Annotated in this window: 13 protein-coding genes; 6 read left to right on the top strand and 7 right to left on the bottom strand. The window is 70.9% G+C overall.

All coding sequences use genetic code 11. From position 1 onward, the window contains the following. Window positions 1–29: 29 nt before the first annotated feature. Window positions 30–1,679, top strand: coding sequence for a PhoH family protein (locus ENE75_RS15385; protein ID WP_128199222.1), 1,650 nt, complete (start codon window positions 30–32; stop codon window positions 1,677–1,679). Between the two features lie 66 nt (window positions 1,680–1,745). Continuing rightward, window positions 1,746–3,521: a YncE family protein gene (locus ENE75_RS15390; RefSeq protein ID WP_128199223.1), complete on the top strand. Its 1,776-nt coding sequence runs from the start codon at window positions 1,746–1,748 to the stop codon at window positions 3,519–3,521. Between the two features lie 7 nt (window positions 3,522–3,528). Here ENE75_RS15390 and ENE75_RS15395 read toward each other — a convergent pair whose 3' ends face one another. From ENE75_RS15395 to acuI, 3 genes are all read right to left on the bottom strand, one after another. Beyond that, on the bottom strand, window positions 3,529–4,332 hold the full coding sequence (locus ENE75_RS15395) for a DNA ligase (RefSeq protein WP_233259106.1): 804 nt from the start codon (window positions 4,330–4,332) through the stop codon (window positions 3,529–3,531). A 157-nt stretch (window positions 4,333–4,489) separates the two neighbouring features. Beyond that, complete coding sequence (locus tag ENE75_RS15400) at window positions 4,490–6,382, bottom strand: propionate--CoA ligase (RefSeq protein WP_128199225.1); 1,893 nt, start codon at window positions 6,380–6,382, stop codon at window positions 4,490–4,492. Window positions 6,383–6,588: 206 nt separating this feature from the next. Further along, the gene (gene acuI / locus ENE75_RS15405) at window positions 6,589–7,578 is read right to left on the bottom strand and encodes an acrylyl-CoA reductase (NADPH) (RefSeq protein WP_128199226.1); all 990 of its coding nucleotides are present in this window, start codon (window positions 7,576–7,578) and stop codon (window positions 6,589–6,591) included. A 90-nt stretch (window positions 7,579–7,668) separates the two neighbouring features. Here acuI and ENE75_RS15410 point away from each other — a divergent pair, with 90 nt between their 5' ends. After that, window positions 7,669–8,220, top strand: coding sequence for a C40 family peptidase (locus ENE75_RS15410; protein WP_128199227.1), 552 nt, complete (start codon window positions 7,669–7,671; stop codon window positions 8,218–8,220). Between the two features lie 22 nt (window positions 8,221–8,242). After that, window positions 8,243–9,367: a GTP 3',8-cyclase MoaA gene (moaA, locus tag ENE75_RS15415; RefSeq protein WP_128199228.1), complete on the top strand. Its 1,125-nt coding sequence runs from the start codon at window positions 8,243–8,245 to the stop codon at window positions 9,365–9,367. 164 nt (window positions 9,368–9,531) lie between these two features. On the opposite strand, the gene ENE75_RS15420 is transcribed toward moaA, so the two are convergent. The 4 genes from ENE75_RS15420 to ENE75_RS15435 all read right to left on the bottom strand — a co-directional run bounded on the left by ENE75_RS15420 (window position 9,532) and on the right by ENE75_RS15435 (window position 15,242). Beyond that, window positions 9,532–12,603 (bottom strand): efflux RND transporter permease subunit, encoded by a 3,072-nt coding sequence (locus ENE75_RS15420; protein ID WP_128199229.1) that lies wholly within the window; start codon window positions 12,601–12,603, stop codon window positions 9,532–9,534. A 25-nt stretch (window positions 12,604–12,628) separates the two neighbouring features. After that, a complete protein-coding gene (locus ENE75_RS15425; RefSeq protein ID WP_128199230.1) occupies window positions 12,629–13,864 on the bottom strand; it encodes an efflux RND transporter periplasmic adaptor subunit in 1,236 nt (411 codons plus the stop codon). Between the two features lie 76 nt (window positions 13,865–13,940). Continuing rightward, the gene (gene rnhA / locus ENE75_RS15430; RefSeq protein WP_128199231.1) at window positions 13,941–14,381 is read right to left on the bottom strand and encodes a ribonuclease HI; all 441 of its coding nucleotides are present in this window, start codon (window positions 14,379–14,381) and stop codon (window positions 13,941–13,943) included. Window positions 14,382–14,399: 18 nt separating this feature from the next. Then, complete coding sequence (locus ENE75_RS15435; RefSeq protein ID WP_233259107.1) at window positions 14,400–15,242, bottom strand: class I SAM-dependent methyltransferase; 843 nt, start codon at window positions 15,240–15,242, stop codon at window positions 14,400–14,402. Between ENE75_RS15435 and gloB the strand changes: the two genes are divergently transcribed. Both gloB and ENE75_RS15445 read left to right on the top strand, forming a co-directional pair. Then, a complete protein-coding gene (gloB, locus tag ENE75_RS15440; protein ID WP_128199232.1) occupies window positions 15,241–16,011 on the top strand; it encodes a hydroxyacylglutathione hydrolase in 771 nt (256 codons plus the stop codon). The two genes, ENE75_RS15435 and gloB, sit on opposite strands and share 2 nt — an antisense overlap. Then, complete coding sequence (locus ENE75_RS15445; protein ID WP_128199233.1) at window positions 16,008–17,519, top strand: transglycosylase SLT domain-containing protein; 1,512 nt, start codon at window positions 16,008–16,010, stop codon at window positions 17,517–17,519. The genes gloB and ENE75_RS15445 overlap by 4 nt, the downstream gene beginning before the upstream one ends. Window positions 17,520–17,538 lie beyond the last annotated feature (19 nt).

Raw genomic sequence — 17,538 nt, forward strand, 5'->3', positions numbered from 1 at the left:
CCCTGGCCTCGCCGGAGATCCTCGCCCCCATGCCGCTTCCCAAGCCGCCGACCCGCAAGGCCGCCCTGCTGTCCGCCACCGATTTCGAGAAGCAGGCCGCACCACGGGCCAAGGCCCGCAGCAGTGCCCGTAGCGTCTCACCCGCCGAGCCGGCATCGGCGCCGACGGAACTGCGTGCGGCCGTCACCGCGGCGCCGCCTGTCCTGGATCGCCCCGCACCGACCGCGGTGCGCGCTGCCCCTGCGCCGGCAACGGTAGCCAAGGCGACGCCGAAGCGGCAGCGCGGCACCGGGCCGGCCAAGCTGTTCGTGCTCGACACCAACGTGCTGATGCACGACCCGACCTGCCTGTTCCGCTTCGAGGAGCACGACGTCTTCCTGCCGATGATCACGCTGGAGGAACTCGACGGCCACAAGAAGGGCATGAGCGAGGTGGCGCGCAATGCACGCCAGGTCAGCCGTGAACTGGATGCCCTGGCCACCGAGGGCAGCCTGGATCCGAAGGCCGGCATCCCGCTGGCCAAGACCGGGCAGAAGCAGGCCGGCGGCAAGCTGTTCTTCCAGACCACGCTGCTGGACGTGAAGCTGCCCGAGGGCCTGCCGCAGGGCAAGGCCGACAACCAGATCCTGGGCGTGGTCCAGAGCCTGCGCGAGCAGCAGCCGCAGCGCGAGGTGGTGCTGGTGTCCAAGGACATCAACATGCGCGTGAAGGCGCGTGCGCTGGGCTTGGCCGCCGAGGACTACTACAACGACAAGACGCTGGAGGACGGCGACCTGCTGTACACCGGCGTGCTGCCGCTGCCGGCGGACTTCTGGGAGCGCCACGGCAAGACGATGGAGAGCTGGCAGCAGGGCGGCCACACCTTCTACCGCATCAGCGGCCCGCTGGTGCCGGCACTGCTGGTCAACCAGTTCGTCTACCTCGAGACCCCGGGGGCGGCGCCGCTGTACGCCCGCGTGGCCGAGATCACCGGCAAGACCGCGGTGCTGAAGACGCTGCGCGACCACACGCACGCCAAGAACGCCGTCTGGGGCGTGACGGCCCGCAACCGCGAACAGAACTTCGCCCTCAACCTGCTGATGGACCCGGAGTGCGACTTCGTCACGCTCGCCGGCACCGCCGGCACCGGCAAGACCCTGATGACGCTGGCCGCCGGGCTGGCGCAGGTGCTCGACGAGCGCCGCTACAGCGAGATCATCGTCACCCGCGTGACGGTGCCGGTGGGCGAGGACATCGGCTTCCTGCCCGGCGACGAACAGGAGAAGATGGGCCCCTGGATGGGCGCGCTGGACGACAACCTCGAGGTCCTGGCACGCACCGACGGCAGCGCCGGCGAATGGGGCCGTGCCGCCACCAACGACCTGGTCCGCGCCAAGATCAAGATCAAGAGCATGAACTTCATGCGCGGGCGCACCTTCCTGAACAAGTACGTGATCATCGACGAGGCGCAGAACCTGACGCCCAAGCAGATGAAGACGCTGATCACGCGCGCCGGCCCCGGCACCAAGATCATCTGCATGGGCAACCTGGCGCAGATCGACACGCCGTACCTCACCGAGGGCTCGAGCGGCATGACCTATGCCGTGGACCGCTTCAAGGGCTGGCCCCACGGTGGGCACGTCACGCTGGCGCGCGGTGAACGCTCGCGGTTGGCGGACTACGCCAGCGACGTCCTCTAGTGCCGTAGCGTCCAAACCGCTGAAGAAGAAAAGATCGCGGCCGCCGAACGGCCGCAGGGAGTCCGCATGAACGAGTCTGCATGGCGCCGCCTCGGCGCGATGGTCGCCTGCGCGTGGCTGGTGGCAGGCTGCGGTGGTGGTGGCGGTGGCGACACGCCACCGGCGGCCGACACGCGCCCGCCTCCGGCGGCGTCCCGCACCGAGAGCTTCCCGACTGGTGACCTGCTGCCCACCGGCGGCCGCGAGTACCTGCCCTTCGCCCAGGTCGGCCGCTGGGTGTACGAACGACAGGCGGACTCCGGCACGCGCCTGGGCGACGCCGTGATCACGTCGACGCCAGGTGCAGCCGGGCGGTCGACGGTGACGGAGGTCGCCGACGGCACGACCACCACGACCGATTACCGCTGGACGACCCGAGGCTGGGAGTTCGATGGCCAGCAGGCGCTGGACCTGCCACCGGCCACCGCCGAGGTGCTGAGCAGCCTGCTGCTGTACCCGGTGCGTTTCACGGCCACGTCCATGCCGGCCGTCCAGTCCCGCCGCGGCAGCCTCGGCGAGGACCTCGACGGTGACGGCGTCGACGACGGCGTCGATGTCTCGGTCGTGCAGTACGTCTTCGGCCAGGAGATGGTGGCCAGCCCGGGCGGTCCCGTGCTGGCCCTTCGCGTGCGCACGACGGTGACGCTGACCCTGCTGCCGTCCGACTACACGCGCTACGTCGATCTGACGATCGACTTCCAGCAGACCGAGTGGCTCGTCGAAGGCGTGGGCCCCGTGCGCATCGAGTCCACCTACAGCGCCAATGATGGCAGCGCCAGCGAGAGCGAGGTCTGGACACTGAGGTCCGTCACGGTCGATGGGGTCGACCCGTTCACGAGTGGGCGTTTCCCGGTCACCCGCGTGGTGCCGCTGCCGAACGAGGACGTCGTGGCCGACCGCGCCCGCGGTGTGTACTACGCGAGCGTGCCGGCCACCGATCCCACTCGCGGCAACCGGATCGCGACGATCGCCCCCGACACCGGTGAGGTGACGCTGTCGGCACCCGTGGGCTCCTCGCCCGGCGCGATGGCGCTTTCGGCGGACGGGCAATCGCTCTTCGTCGCGCTCGACGGCAGCGGCGAACTCCTGCAACTGCGCCTGCCGGGCATGACCGAGGTGGCACGCCACCGCCTGCCCGTGGTGCCGTTCTACGGCCAGTTGCTGGCCGAGTCGATCGCGCCGTCACCGATCGAGGCGGACACCGTGGCGATCTCGCTCATGCGACCGGGCATCTCGCCCAAACACGCGGGTGTGGTGCTGTTGCGCCAAGGTGAGCTCCAGCCACGGATGACGCAGGACCACACGGGCTCGAATCTGGTCGCCTTCGACGCCACCGGCACGCGCGTCTTCGGCTTCAACAACGAGACCACGGAGTTCGGGCTGCGGCAGCTGGCCGTGCAGTCGGATGGCCTGGTGGAAGAGACCGTCGTGAACGCCGGCGGTGGCTTCTACATCAGCGCCCTGGACCGCATCGGCAACCTTCTGGTCTTCGGCAACCGTGCCCATGGCACGGACCTGTCGGCGCGAGGCACGCTCGCGGGGGCACGCTACTGCCGCGGGCTCTCCGCCACGCGCATCGCCTGCCTGAACGACGACTTCGGAACCACCCGTGCCGTGCTGGTCTTCGAGGCGGCCACGTTCACGCAGGTGGCAGCCCTGCCCTGGGCGGGCACGGAGCCGCTCGACCACGCGGTGCTCGAGCCCGGCACCACCGGCCAGGTGGCCCTGCGCGACGGGATCCAGCACCCGGCCCACCGCACGGCCCAGCGGCTGGTTCTGCTGAGCCAGGACGCCCTACCCTGACCGGGCCTCAGGGCACGCGGCGCACGCGCAGGAAACTGGCGAAGCGCGGCAGGCCAGCCTCGGTGAGGCCGCGATAGGTGTAGGTGACGACGGCGCCCACCGGGGGTGGCGCATCCCGCTCGGCGTCGCTGAGGCCAGTGCCCAGCCGAAACCGTCGGCCATCGGGCGCCTGCACGGCCAGGGCGCCCAGGCGCCCCGCATGCCGCCCCCGCCCGGGCTCGTACCCCAGCACGACGGCCTCGGCATCGGCCAGCGGCTTGAGCTTGAGCAGATCCCCACTGCGACCCGGGCGCCAGTGCGCGGTGGCTCGGTGCAGCATCAGACCCTCACCGCCTTGGGCCACCACGCGCCCCAGCTGCCGTTGCAGCGCGGCCGGGCTTTCCAGCGTCATCTGCGCCACCGCCTGCAGGTGCGACACGCCGGCCTGCGACACGAGGTCGCGGAGCTGCGCGGCGCGCGCGGCGAACGGGTCGGGCGCACCGGGCCGGTCGAACAGCTGGTAGCGCACGTCGTCCCACGCCGCGTCGTCGGGCGTTTGCCGGCGCACCGTGCTCACGAGGGTTTCGAACCGGCCGCGGCCGGCCCAGAGTTCGCCGTCGAGCGGAGTGGCCGGCAGCGCAGCGGTGAACCACCCAGGCGCCACGATGGGAGCGCCGCTTCGAAACCGCAGCGCCTGCCCGTCCCAGACCGCGCGCACGCCATCGAGCTTTTCGCTGACCAGCCAGCCTCGCGGGTCGACGTCGTCAGGCGCGTCCCGCGCCTCCATCAACGACGCGCGCGGTGCGCCGCCGGCCACAACGAGTCCGTGCATGCCCAGGCCCAGTCCGGCCAGGCACTGCAGACAACGGCGACGATCCAACGACATGGTCGGCTCCTGCAAAACGATGCAGGCAGTCTCCCTCCGCCGCCGCCACGCGACCATCGCCAGCACGGGGCCCCACCGGCGGGGGCCCCCGATGGCACGAGGTTCAGCCGCCGACCAGGTCCTTGATCTGCTGGAGTGCCGTCGGGTCCTCGATGGTCGTCAGGTCGCCGGGGTCACGGCTTTCGCAGACCGCCTGGATCGCCCGCCGCAGCAGCTTGCCGCTGCGCGTCTTGGGCAGCACGGTCACGAAGCGCACACGCGCCGGCCGCGCCACCGCCCCGAGCTGGCCATCGACCACCTTCATGATCTCGCCTTCGAGCTTCAGCGCCGCGTTGGCGTCGGTCAGCGCCGTGGTGTCCTTCAGCACCGCAAAGGCCATCGCCACCTGGCCCTTGAGGTTGTCGGCCACGCCCACCACGGCCACCTCGGCGACGTTGGGATGGCTGGCGATGCTTTCCTCGATTTCGCGCGTGCCCAGGCGGTGGCCGGCCACGTTGATCACGTCGTCGGTGCGGCCGAGGATGAAGTAGTAGCCGTCGTCGTCGCGGATCGCCCAGTCGAAGGTGCTGTAGACCTGCCGGCCGGGGATGCTGCTCCAGTAGGTCTTCACGAAGCGGTCGTCGTCGCGCCAGACGGTCTGCAGGCAGCCCGGGGGCAGCGGGCCCTCGATGGCCAGCACACCCTTCTGGTGGGCGCCGGTGAGTTCCTCGCCGGTGTTCTCGTCGAAGAGCTTGACGTCGTAGCCGTAGACCGCCTTGCCCGGGCTGCCGAACTTGCTGGGCGCCCTCTCCACGCCGTTGCAGATGGTCAGGATGGGCCAGCCGGTCTCGGTCTGCCAGTAGTTGTCGATGATGGGCCGGCCCAGGGCCTCGGCGATCCACTGCGCCGTGGGCTCGTCCAGCGGCTCGCCGGCCAGGAACAGCGCCCGCAGGCTGGACAGGTCGTGCTGCTTCAGCGCCGCCGGGTCCTGCTTCTTCAGCACGCGCACGGCGGTGGGCGCGCTGAACATCGAGGTGACCTTGTACTTCTCGACCAGGCTCCACCAGACGGCGGCGTCGGGCCGCGTCGGCAGGCCCTCGTACATGATGGTGGCCATGCCGGCGATCAGCGGGCCGTAGACGATGTAGCTGTGGCCCACGACCCAGCCGATGTCGCTGGTGCTGAAGTAGGTCTCGCCCGGGTTGCCCAGGAAGATGTGCTTCATGCTCGCGGCCAGCGCCACCGCGTAGCCGCCGGTGTCGCGCTGCACGCCCTTGGGCTTGCCCGTGGTGCCGCTGGTGTAGAGCGTGTAGCTCGGGTGGTCAGCCGCGACCCAGGTGCAGGGCACGCGGGCGTCCAGGTGCTGTTCACGCAAGGCGGCGTAGTCCTCGTCGCGACCGACGGTCATCGGCATCTCCGCCAGGCCGCGGTTGACCATCAGCACCTTCGCCGGCTTGTGCGTGGCCAGGCGAATGGCTTCGTCCAGCAGGCCCTTGTAGGGCACGACCTTGCCACCGCGGCTGCCGGCGTCGGCACTGACGATGACGGCGGGTTCGGCATCGTCGATGCGGCTGGCCAGGCTGTGGCTGGCGAAGCCGCCGAAGACCACCGAGTGCAACGCGCCGATGCGCGTGCAGGCCAGCATCGCGAACGCGGCCTCCGGGATCATCGGCATGTAGACCAGCACGCGGTCGCCTTGCTTGACGCCCAGGCCCTGCAGCATGGCGGCCATGCGCTCGACCTCGGCCTGCAGTTCGGCGAAGCTGTAGATGCGCTCCTGGTTCGTTTCGGTGGAGACGAAGATCAGCGCGTTGCGCTCCGGGTGCGTGGCGGCGTGCCGGTCTACCGCGTTGTGGCACAGGTTGGTGGTGCCGCCCACGAACCAGCGCGCGAACGGCGGCTGGCTGTGGTCGCAGACCTGGGTGAACGGGGTCTGCCAGTCGATGAGGGCGGCCTGTTCGGCCCAGAAGGCGTCCCGGTCCTCGATGGAACGGCGATAGAAGTCGGCGTAGGACATGCAGGTCTCCTCCAGTGCAACCCACCACCCGTGCCCAAGGGCGGGCACGACTGGCAGACGATTCTGAATTAATAATTATGGATGGCCCGCTTGCAGGGCGCTGACGCTGGACACCGGCGCCGCGCGTGAGTCGGTCTGTCCTTGATCGAACGCAAGGCTCGTCACCGCACCCTCCGCCGGCCATAGTCGACCCGCAGTGGCGGGTTTCAGCCCACGCGCACCACGCAGCGGCCACGCACCTGGCCGGCCATCAGGCGCTCGGCCCAGGCCGGCGCGTCGGCCAGTCCGATTTCGGTGGTCATGGCCTCCAGCCGCGCCGGATCGAGGTCCTGGGCCAGCCGGTCCCAGGCCTGCTGGCGCAGCGCACGGGGTGCCATCACGCTGTCGATGCCGGCCAGCGTGACACCACGCAGGATGAAGGACGCCACCGAGGCCGGCAGGTCCATGCCCTGCGCAAGCCCGCACGCGGCCACCACACCGCCATAGCGGGTCTGCGCCAGCGCGTTGGCCAGCGTGTGGCTGCCCAACGCGTCGACCACACCGGCCCAGCGTTCCTTCTGCAGCGGTTTGCCGGCGGCGGCGAACTCGGCGCGGTCGACCACGGTAGCGGCGCCCAGACCAATCAGGTAGTCGGCCTCCTGTGGTTTGCCGCTGGCGGCCACCACGCGAAAGCCCAGCTTCGCCAGCAAAGCGATGGCCACGCTGCCGACGCCGCCGGTGGCGCCGGTGACCAGCACCTCGCCGTCGCCGGGCTGCAGGCCGTGGCGCTCCAGCGCCATCACGCACAGCATCGCGGTGTAGCCGGCAGTGCCGATGGCCATGGCCTGGCGGGGGCTGAAGGCCGAGGGCAGCTTCACCAGCCAGTCGCCCTTCAGGCGCGCGCGCTGGGCCAGGCAGCCCCAGTGCGTCTCCCCCACGCCCCAGCCGTTGTGCACGAAACGGTCGCCGGGCTGCCAGTCCGGGTGCGTACTCTCCAGCACCGTCCCCGCGCCATCGATGCCCGGCACCATCGGCCAGGCGCGCACCACGGGCGACTTGTTGGTCAGCGCCAGCGCGTCCTTGAAATTGATGGTCGAGTACGCGGGCTGCACCAGCACGTCGGCACGGTCGGGGCCGGGCAGGCGCGATTCATCGACGTCGGTCAGCGTGCAGGCGAAGCCCGCATCGCCCTTCTCCAGCAGCAAGGCCTGGAACATGGGGAACCTCTCTTGTCTCGGAAACCAGGGAACCGGCATGGCGTCGATTGACAGCCCGCCGTCGGCGCAACTATTGTGCGCGCCGTGTCGATGCCCCGACTGCTCCCCCTGCTGCTGGCCGCCGGCCTGGCCCTGCCCTGCGTCGCCCAGGAGGCCGACGATGCGCTGGGTGCGCTGCTGGCGGAGCGCGGCGTGTGGCCGGCGGCGGCCGAGGCGCCTGCCCCATTTGCTGCCCCTTCACCTGCCGATCACGCAGGAGATCTGGTGATCGCGGCACTGAACTTCCTGGACGTGCGCTACCACCGCGGCGGCGACAGCGCCAGCGAAGGCTTCGACTGCAGCGGCTTCACACGGCACGTGGTCTCGTCGGTGCTGGGCATCACGCTGCCACGCCGCTCGGCCGAGCAGGCGCAGCAGGCCGGCCTGCCGCCGGTGTCCCGCCAGGCCCTGAAACCCGGCGACCTGGTGTTCTTCAACACCCTCAAGCGCGCCTTCTCGCACGTGGGCATCTACATCGGCGACGGCCGCTTCGTCCACGCGCCGCGCAGCGGGCAGCAGGTGCGCGTGGAGCGCATGGACACGCCCTACTGGTCCAGGCGCTTCGACGGTGCCCGCCGGGTCACCCCCACGTCAGGGTCTTGAGCCGCCCGGGCACAATCCGGGCATGGGCGAGAACATCATTCCCCTGGTCGACACCCGCGTGGCGGCGCAGGTGCCGCGCATCCCCGACCGCATCGCGGCACCGCAGGGTCTGCTGTCCGACACGCTGGGCCGGCCGCTGCGCGACCTGCGCATCTCGGTCACCGACCGCTGCAACTTCCGCTGCAGCTACTGCATGCCCAAGGAGGTCTTCGACAAGACCTACCGCTTCCTGCCGCAGACCTCGCTGCTGAGCTTCGAGGAGATCACGCGGCTGGCCCGCCTGTTCGTGGCCCACGGCGTGCAGAAGCTGCGCCTGACCGGCGGCGAGCCGTTGCTGCGCAAGGGCCTGGAGACCCTGATCGGCATGCTGGCCGAACTGCGCACGCCCGACGGTGCACCGCTGGACATCACGCTCACCACCAACGGCTCGCTGCTGGCGCGCAAGGCGCAGGCGCTCAAGGACGCCGGCCTGCAGCGCGTGACGGTGAGCCTGGATGCGCTGGACGATGCCATCTTCCGGCAGATGAACGACGTCGACTTCCCGGTGGCCGACGTACTGGCCGGCATCGACGCCGCGCAGAGCGTGGGCCTGGCACCGATCAAGGTCAACATGGTGGTGCGCAAGGGCACGAACGACCACGAGATCGTGCCGCTGGCGCGCCTGGTGCGTGACCGCTACGGCCCGGGCGTGGTGCTGCGCTTCATCGAGTTCATGGACGTCGGTGCCACCAACGGCTGGCGCATGGACGAGGTGCTGCCGTCGGCCGACGTGGTGCAGCGCCTGGGCGAGGCCTTCCCGCTCGAGCCGCTGGACCCCAACGCGCCGGGCGAGACGGCCGAGCGCTGGCGCTACACCGACGGCGGTGGCGAGATCGGCGTGATCTCCAGCGTCACCCAGGCTTTCTGCCGCGACTGCAACCGCGCCCGCCTGTCCACCGAGGGCAAGCTGTTCCTGTGCCTGTTTGCCAGCCGCGGCCACGATCTCCGTGCCCTGCTGCGCGGCGGCGCAGGAGAGGATCAGATCGCCGCCGTCATCGGCGACATCTGGGGCCGGCGCGATGACCGCTACTCGGAATTGCGCGGCAGCATGGCGGCCGACACGGGCTCGGGCGAGCGCCGTGTGGAGATGCACTACATCGGTGGGTGAGTGTGGACGTGAAACGGTCCCTGCGGACCGTTTCACGCCTCACGAACCGGCTGAGCTCTGCGAAGCCGTGGATGAGCCAGGACGAGGAACGGTCCCTGCGGACCGTTCCTCGCCTTGTGAACCGGGTGAGCTCTGCGAGCCCATGGAGAGAGGGTCAACAGCGGTCAGGCCGCCTGCCCCACGCCCTCCTCCGGCGTGGTGATCTCCCCCGGGATGCCCTTGCGTGCGAGCAGCGTGTAGACCGCCGGCACGACGAAGATCGTCAGCAGCGTGCCCACGCTCATGCCACCGACAATCACCCAGCCGATCTGCTGCCGGCTCTCGGCGCCGGCGCCGGTGGACAGCGCCAGCGGCAGCGCGCCGAGCACCATGGCGCCGGTGGTCATCAGGATCGGCCGCAGCCGCATGCCCGAGGCCTTGACCACGGCATCGGTCAGCGCCAGACCCTGCTGGCGCAGTTGGTTGCTGAACTCCACGATCAGGATGCCGTGCTTGGCGATCAGGCCGATCAGCGTGATCAGGCCGATCTGCGAGTACACGTTCAGCGTGCCTTCGGTGAGGTGCATGGCCCCCAGCGCGCCGACCATCGACAGCGGCACCGCCAGCAGGATGGTGAACGGGTCGATGAAGCTCTCGAACTGCGCCGCCAGCACCAGGTAGATGAACAGCAGTGCCAGCACGAACACCAGGCCCAGCGAACCGGACGAATCCCGGTACTCGCGGCTGACGCCGTTGAGCTCGGTGGCATACCCGGGCGGCAGCACGCGCGCGGCCAGTTCGTCCATGTAGGCCAGCGCATCGCTGAGCGCATAGGTCGGCGTCAGGTTGGCCGTGATCGTGACCGAACGCCGCTGGTTGAAGTGATTCAGCTCGCGCGGGCTCACCGCCTCGCGCACCTTCACCAACTGAGACAGCGGCACCATCACGTCGCCGCGCCCGCGCACGAACAGGCGCTCGATGTCCTCCGGCCGGGTGCGCTCGCGCGCATCGGTCTGCACCAGCACGTCGAACTGGTCGGCGTCGCGCTTGTAGCGCGTGACCACGCGGCCGCCCAGCATGGTCTCCACCGTGCGCGCCACGGCGTCGACCGACACGCCCAGGTCGGCCGCGCGGGCGCGGTCGACGTCCATGAAGATCTCGGGCTTGTTGAGCTGCAGGTCGATGTCCGGCTGCACCAGGCCGGGATTGGTGCGCATCTCGGCGAGCATGCGCTGGGCGTTGGCGGCCATGTTCTCGTAGCTGTCGTTGGCCACCAGCACCACGTTGACCGGCACCGAGCGGAAGCTCTGGCCCAGGCTGGGCGGCGTGGACGGGAACACGCTGACCCCGGGCAGCGCCAGCAGCTTGGGCAGCAGCTGCTGCGCCAGTTCGCGCGTGGTGCGGTCGCGTTCGGCCCAGTCCACGGTGCGCAGCACGCCGAAGGCGCTGGAGACGCCGCCGCCGCCGACGAAGGTGAAGCGGCGGTCGAACTCGGCGTACTGGCTGGTGATGTCCTCGATCGCGTCGAGGTAGCGCGCGGTGTATTCCAGCGTCGCCCCATCGGGCGCGCGCACCGGCATCGCGATCACGCCGCGGTCCTCGTAGGGCGCCAGTTCGCTCTTGGCGGTGCTGAACAGCCACCAGCTGCCGCCAGCCGCCGCCACCATGATGCCCAGCGCGATCCAGCGCGCCCGCAGCGACAGGCGCAGCACGCGTTCGTAGGCACCACCCAGGCCGTCGAGCAGGCGTTCCATGCCGCGGTCGAACGCGCCGGGCTTGGGGTTGTGGCGCAGCAGCTTGCTGCACATCATCGGCGTCAGCGTCAGGGCCACGAAGCCCGAGACCAGCACCGCGCCGGCCAGCGTCAGCGCGAACTCGCTGAACAGGCGCCCTGTGCGCCCCGGGGTGAAGGCCAGCGGCGCGAACACCGCAGCCAGCGTCAGCGTCATCGCCACCACGGCGAAGCTGATCTCGCGGATGCCCTTGAGCGCCGCCTGGAACGGCGTGAGCCCGTCCTCGATGTGGCGGTAGATGTTCTCCAGCACGACGATGGCGTCGTCCACCACCAGGCCGATGGCCAGCACCAGGGCCAGCAGCGTCAGCGTGTTGATCGTGAAGCCGAAGGCGGCGATAAGCGCGAAGGCACCTACCAGGCTCACGGGAATCGTCACCAGCGGGATCACCGACGCCCGCATCGTGCGCAGGAAGACGAAGACCACCAGCGCCACCAGCACCACGGCCTCGGCCACCGTGGTGTAGACAGCCTTGATCGAGCGGTCAATGAACACCGACAGGTCGGTGGCCTGCACCACGGTGACCGACGGCGGCAGGTCGCGCTGGATCTGCGGCAGCACCTTGCGCACGCCGTCGGCCACGTCCAGCGGGTTGGCGGTGGCGTTGCGGATGATGCCGGTGCTCATCGACGGCACGCCGTTCAGGCGCACGCGCGAGCGTTCGTTGGCCGCCGCCTCGGCCACGCGGGCCACGTCGCGCAGGCGAACGGTGTAGCCATTGATGGTGCGCAGCGCCACCTGCTCGAACTGCGCCACCGTGTTGAGGTCGGTACGGGCGGTGACGCTGAACTCGCGCTGCTGGCTCTCGATGCGGCCGGCCGGCACCTCCAGGTTCTGGCGGCGCAGCGCGTCCTCGACGTCCTGCACCGTCAGCCGGTAGGCGGCGAGCTTGTCGGGATCGACCCAGATGCGCATCGCGCGCTGGCGCGCGCCACCGATCTGCACGTCGGCCACGCCGGGCACCGTCTGCAGGCGCGGCTTGACGACGCGGTTGATGATGTCGGTGAGTTCCAGCGGGTCGATGGTCTCGCTGACGTAGGCCAGCCACAGCACCGGCGTCGCGTCGGCCTCCACCTTGGCGATCACGGGCTCGTCGGCCGCATCGGGCAGCCGGCCGCGCACGCGCGAGACGCGGTCGCGCACCTCGGCGGCGGCGGTGTCCGGGTCCTTGCTGAGCTTGAAGCGCACCGTGATCTGGCTCTGCTCGGTGCGGGAGATCGAGGTCAGGATGTCCACGCCGTCGATGCCGGCGATGGAATCCTCAAGCGGCTTGGTCACCTGCGACTCGATGACCTCCGACGAGGCCCCCTGCAGCCGCGTGGAGACGTTGACCAGCGGCTCGTCGATGCGCGGGTACTCGCGCACGCTGAGCTGCTGGAACGACACCAGACCGACCAGCAGCACCAGCAGCGACATCACGCTGGCCAGCACCGGCCGGCGCACCGAGGTTTCCGACAGTTTCATGGTCCGACTCCCGGGGTCTGCCGGATCACGGCGCCGGGCGGGCTGCGCTGCCGGCCCGCGCGGGTGCGGGCGCACCGCCCGCGCCACCCGCGCCACCACCACCGGCCTTGGCCGGGGCCGCGCCGAGCTCGATGATGCGCACCGGCTGGCGATCGCCCTTGCCCCGCATCAGTCGCGCCTGGCCGGCCGTGACCACCCGGTCGCCCGCGGCGAGGCCCTGGAGCACCTCGACCTTGCCCGGCACGCGCATGCCCAGCTGGGCTTCCAGGCGCTCGGCCATCGGCCCCTGGTCGGTGTCGACCACGCGCAGGATGTACTGCTTGCCACCTTCGGGCACCAGGGCCTCCTCGGGCACCACCAGCGCCTGCTCGCGCACGCCGAACTCGGTGCGCGTGCGGGCGAACATGCCCGGGGTCAGCAGGCCGTCGCGGTTGTCCAGCCGCGCACGCACCAGCAACGCACGGCCGTCGGCCTCGACCCGCGCCTCGACGGCTTCCACGCGGCCGGCGAAGCGCCGGTCGGGCAGCGCGTCGAGCGCCACGTCGACGGTCTGGCCCGGTCGCACGCGCGCGGCGTAGCGTTCCGGCAGCCGGTAATCCACCCAGACCTGGCTGGCATCGACCAGGGTGACGATGTCGGCGCCGTCCTTGACGTAGTCGCCCACGTTGACCTGCCGGATCCCGGCCTGGCCGTCGAAGGGCGCGAGCACCCGCAGCCGGGCCAGCTGGGCCTGCGCCAGCGCCACCTGGGCCATGGCCACCTCCAGACCCGCCTCGCTCTGGTCCACGGCACTCTGGCTGACGAAGCCCTGCGCCACGAGTTCGCGGTTGCGGGCCAGCTGCGTGCGGGCGATGGCCGCCTGCGCCTGCGCCTGCTGCAGCTGCGCGCGCTGCAGCGTGTCGTCCAGCTGCACCAGCAGCTGGCCTCGGCGCACGCGGGCGCCGTCGGTGAAGCCCAGCGCCGCCACCCGGCCGCTGACCTCCGGCCGCAGCGTGACCGCCTGGCGCGACTGCAGCGAACCCACGGCCTCGGCCGCGTCGACGATGCGCAGGGCCTCGACCCGGCCGACCTCGACACCCGCCGGCCCGCCACGCCCCCCGGGCACACCCCCGCCCGGCGCCTTGGCGGCGGGCGGGCCGCCAGCGGCCACGTTGCGGGCATCACCGCCGGCCAGCGGTGCCGGGCGCTGCACCCACCACGCCAGCACACCGGCGCCGGCCAGCGCGATCACGGCGATCCCGGTCTTCAAGCTCTTGTTCATGGGCGCTTCCTGGGCAATCCGCCACTGTAGCCGGTCGGCGGCCTGCGTGCCGGTACCGGGGCTTGCGGCGACGGCGTCAGCGCGCGCCAGCGGAGGCCACGCCGCGGTTGGCCAGCGCGTCGGCGCGCTCGTTGCCCGGGTCCCCGGCGTGCCCCTTGACCCAGCGCCAGTCCACCTTGTGCTGCAGCCGCAGCGCGTCCAGGCGCTGCCACAGGTCCTGGTTCTTCACCGGCTTGCGGTCGGCCGTCAGCCATCCCTTGGCCTTCCAGCCGTGGATCCAGGTGGTGATGCCGTTCTTCACGTAGGCACTGTCCGTGTGCAGCGTCACCCGGCTGGGCTGCTTCAGCGCCGACAGTGCCTCGATGACGGCGATCAGCTCCATGCGGTTGTTCGTGGTCAGCGGCTCGCCGCCCCAGAGCTCGCGCTCGTGCGGGCCGGACTTCAGCCACGCCCCCCAGCCACCAGGCCCCGGATTGCCCTTGCAGGCGCCGTCGGTCCAGATTTCGATCTCGCTCATCCTTCGTCGTTCTTTCGTTCAGACATCGGTCTTCTGCGTGGCCGCCGCCGGGCGCCGCTGTGCCACGGCCCGCTGCGCCTGGCGGCTGGTGCGCAGGTCGCGCTTGGCCAGTCCCACCAGCCGCATGCCGCGCACGCGCTTGACAGCGTGCAGGTAGTACACCGCCCCCAGCACCGGCCACCAGCGGTCGCCGATGGGGTCCATCCACGCATAGCGCTGCAGCCAGCGCTCGGTTTCGCAGGGCGGCCGCCAGCAGCCGAAGCGTCCGACCTCGACCTCGAAACCCAGCAGACGCAGCCAGTCGCGCAACCGCCAGTAGCCGATGAAGTCGCCGGCGCGCGGCATGAACAGGTCGTGGGCGCCACGCAGCCGGGCGACGCGCTGGCGCAGGCCCCACAGGCTGGCCGGGTTGAAGCCGGTGATCAGCAGCCGGCCTTCGGGCATCAGCACGCGCTCGACTTCGCGCAGCGTCAGGTGCGGGTCGCGCGCCAGTTCCAGGCTGTGCGGCAGCACCACCAGATCGAGGCTCCCGGCCGGGAACGGCAGCGCGTCGAACTCGCTGCGCAGGTGCACGCGGTCGCCGTCGAGCTGGGTCGTCGAGATGCCGTCTGCCGGCGGCGGCGCCGGCAGCGGCTCGGGTGTGGAGAGCACGTCGCTGGCCACCCAGCGGTGCGGCATGCGGTTGGCACGCAGGCCGTCGAGCTCCGGCATGCCCAGCTGCAGCGCGTGGAAGCCGAACGCGTCGGCCACGTCGTGGTCCAGGCGGTCCTGCTCCCAGGCCAGCAGATAGCGGCCGGGCGGGCTCTGCAGCCACGCGCCCAACTCTACAATCTGCGCTTCGCGCGTCATCAACTGCGACATGACCCTGCTTCCGCTGCCGGCGTTCGACGACAACTACATCTGGATGCTGCACGACGGCCGCGAGGCCGTGGTGGTCGATCCGGGCGACGAAGGCCCGGTGCTCGCGGCGCTGCAGGCCCACGGGCTCACGCTCGTCGGCATTCTAGTGACCCACCACCATGCCGATCACGTGGGCGGCGTAGATGCCCTGCGCCCGCATTTGAAGGGCCCGGTCTGGGCGCCTGCGGGTGAACGTACCCCGGAGCCCCACGTGCCGTTGGCCGACGGCGACACCCTGGAGGTGCTGGGCCGCACGTTCGAAGTGATCGAGGTGCCCGGCCACACCGCCGGCCACATCGCCTACGCCGAGCGCGGCGCCACCCAGGCGCCGCTGCTGTTCTGTGGCGACACGCTGTTCTCCGCCGGCTGCGGCCGCATGTTCGAGGGCACGCCGGCCCAGTTCCACCATTCGCTGCAGCGGCTGGCCGCCCTGCCCGGCGACACCCGGGTGTGCTGCACGCACGAGTACACGCTGTCGAACCTGCGTTTCGCCGCCGCGGTCGAACCCGGCAACGCGGCACGCCAGACCCACCAGGCTTGGTGCGAGGCCGAACGGGCGGCCGGCCGCCCCACCCTGCCGTCGCAGTTGTCGACCGAACGCGCCATCAACCCCTTCCTGCGCTGCGCCGAGCCGGGCGTGATCGCCGCCGCACGTGCGCATGGCGCCGTCGACGACAGCGGCCCGGCCGTCTTCGGTGCGCTGCGGCGCTGGAAGGACGGCTTCCGATGAGCCGCACGCGCCTGCTTGCCACGCTGTCGTTGCTGGCCGCGTTCACCGTGCTGGCTGGCTGTGCCGGCCTGCCCGCCGCCGCGCCGCCCCCGTCGCCCGCGGTCGCCGCGGCGGACGACATGCCGCCGGTGCTGGTGGCGCCGCCCGCGGCGTCGCCCGCTCCCGCGGTGGTGCACCCGAAACCCGTGGACGTCGCCGCTGCACCGCTGCAGGAACCGCTGAGCATCCCCACCGACCTGTGGTTGCGCGTGCGCCAGGGCATGGCCATGCCCGACCTGGACGACCCGCGCGTGGCCAAGTGGGAGGCCTACTACGCGGCCCGGCCCGCCTATGTGGCGCGAATGATGGAGCGCGGCGGGCGCTACCTGTTCCACATCGTCGACGAGGTCGAGGCCCGCGGGCTGCCGATGGAACTGGCGCTGCTGCCCTTCATCGAGAGCGCCTTCAATCCGCAGGCGCGCTCCAGCGCCGCCGCCGAAGGCATGTGGCAGTTCGTGCCCGCCACCGGGCGCGCCTTCGACCTGCGGCAGAACCTGCTGCGCGACGACCGGCGCGACGTGATCGCCTCCACCCGGGCGGCGCTGGACTACCTGACGTCCCTGCACCAGCGCTTCGACGACTGGCACCTGGCGCTGGCCGCCTACAACTGGGGCCAGGGCAGCGTGTCGCGCGCCATGAAACGCAACGCCGCCCGCAGCAAGCCGACCGACTACGCGGCGCTGCGCATGCCCGAGGAAACACGCAACTACGTGCCTAAGCTGCTCGCGATGAAGCACATCGTGATGCGGCCCGAGGCCTTCGGCCTGACCCTGCCGCCACTGGAGGACCACCCGGCGTTCCTGGCCGTGCCGATCGAGCGCGACATCGACGTCGAACTGGCCGCACGCCTGGCCGGCCTGGACGAGGACGATTTCCGCGCCTTCAACCCGCAGCACGCCAAGCCGGTGATCCTGGCCGCGGGCACGTCGGAGGTGCTGCTGCCCTACGACGTGGCGCAGCGCTTCCAGGCCGCGCTGAAGGCCCACCCCGGGCCACTGGCCAGCTGGACGGTGTGGGTGGCGCCGCGCACGATGACACCGGCCCAGGCCGCAGCCATCGTCGGCGCCAGCGAGACGGAACTGCGCAGCATCAACCGCATCCCGCCGCGCATGAAGCTGCGCGCCGGCTCCGCCATCGTCGTGCCGCGGCAACCGGCCCAGAAGGCCGACGTGGCCGAGCATCTGGCGGAGAACGCCAGCATCGCGCTGGTGCCGGAGGCCGGCAACCTGCGCCGCGTGGTGCTCAAGGTCGGCAAGAAGGGAGACTCGGTGGCCGGCGTGGCACGCCGGTATCGCCTCAAGGCTACGGACGTGGCGCGCTGGAACGACGTCGGCGTGAAGGCCAGGTTCCGTGCGGGCACGAAGGTCGTCGTGATGCTGCCGCCGAAGAAGCGCAGCACGCGCAGCGCCGGTGGTGGCAGCAGCCAGGCGAACAAGCCCGTGACCCGCACGGCGAAGTCCAAACGCTGACCGCGCGCGATTCAAGCCC

Origin of the sequence: Rubrivivax albus, assembly GCF_004016515.1 — a bacterium.
Classification (GTDB): Bacteria; Pseudomonadota; Gammaproteobacteria; order Burkholderiales; family Burkholderiaceae_C; genus Rubrivivax; species Rubrivivax albus.

Excerpts from the sequence above, each read along its gene's own strand:
- ENE75_RS15385 (WP_128199222.1), top strand. The coding sequence starts at position 30 with ATGCCGCTTCCCAAGCCGCCGACCCGCAAGGCCGCCCTGCTGTCCGCC.
- ENE75_RS15390 (WP_128199223.1), top strand. The coding sequence starts at position 1,746 with ATGAACGAGTCTGCATGGCGCCGCCTCGGCGCGATGGTCGCCTGCGCG.
- ENE75_RS15395 (WP_233259106.1), bottom strand. The coding sequence starts at position 4,332 with ATGCACGGACTCGTTGTGGCCGGCGGCGCACCGCGCGCGTCGTTGATG.
- ENE75_RS15400 (WP_128199225.1), bottom strand. The coding sequence starts at position 6,382 with ATGTCCTACGCCGACTTCTATCGCCGTTCCATCGAGGACCGGGACGCC.
- acuI (WP_128199226.1), bottom strand. The coding sequence starts at position 7,578 with ATGTTCCAGGCCTTGCTGCTGGAGAAGGGCGATGCGGGCTTCGCCTGC.
- ENE75_RS15410 (WP_128199227.1), top strand. The coding sequence starts at position 7,669 with ATGCCCCGACTGCTCCCCCTGCTGCTGGCCGCCGGCCTGGCCCTGCCC.
- moaA (WP_128199228.1), top strand. The coding sequence starts at position 8,243 with ATGGGCGAGAACATCATTCCCCTGGTCGACACCCGCGTGGCGGCGCAG.
- ENE75_RS15420 (WP_128199229.1), bottom strand. The coding sequence starts at position 12,603 with ATGAAACTGTCGGAAACCTCGGTGCGCCGGCCGGTGCTGGCCAGCGTG.
- ENE75_RS15425 (WP_128199230.1), bottom strand. The coding sequence starts at position 13,864 with ATGAACAAGAGCTTGAAGACCGGGATCGCCGTGATCGCGCTGGCCGGC.
- rnhA (WP_128199231.1), bottom strand. The coding sequence starts at position 14,381 with ATGAGCGAGATCGAAATCTGGACCGACGGCGCCTGCAAGGGCAATCCG.
- gloB (WP_128199232.1), top strand. The coding sequence starts at position 15,241 with ATGACCCTGCTTCCGCTGCCGGCGTTCGACGACAACTACATCTGGATG.
- ENE75_RS15435 (WP_233259107.1), bottom strand. The coding sequence starts at position 15,242 with ATGTCGCAGTTGATGACGCGCGAAGCGCAGATTGTAGAGTTGGGCGCG.
- ENE75_RS15445 (WP_128199233.1), top strand. The coding sequence starts at position 16,008 with ATGAGCCGCACGCGCCTGCTTGCCACGCTGTCGTTGCTGGCCGCGTTC.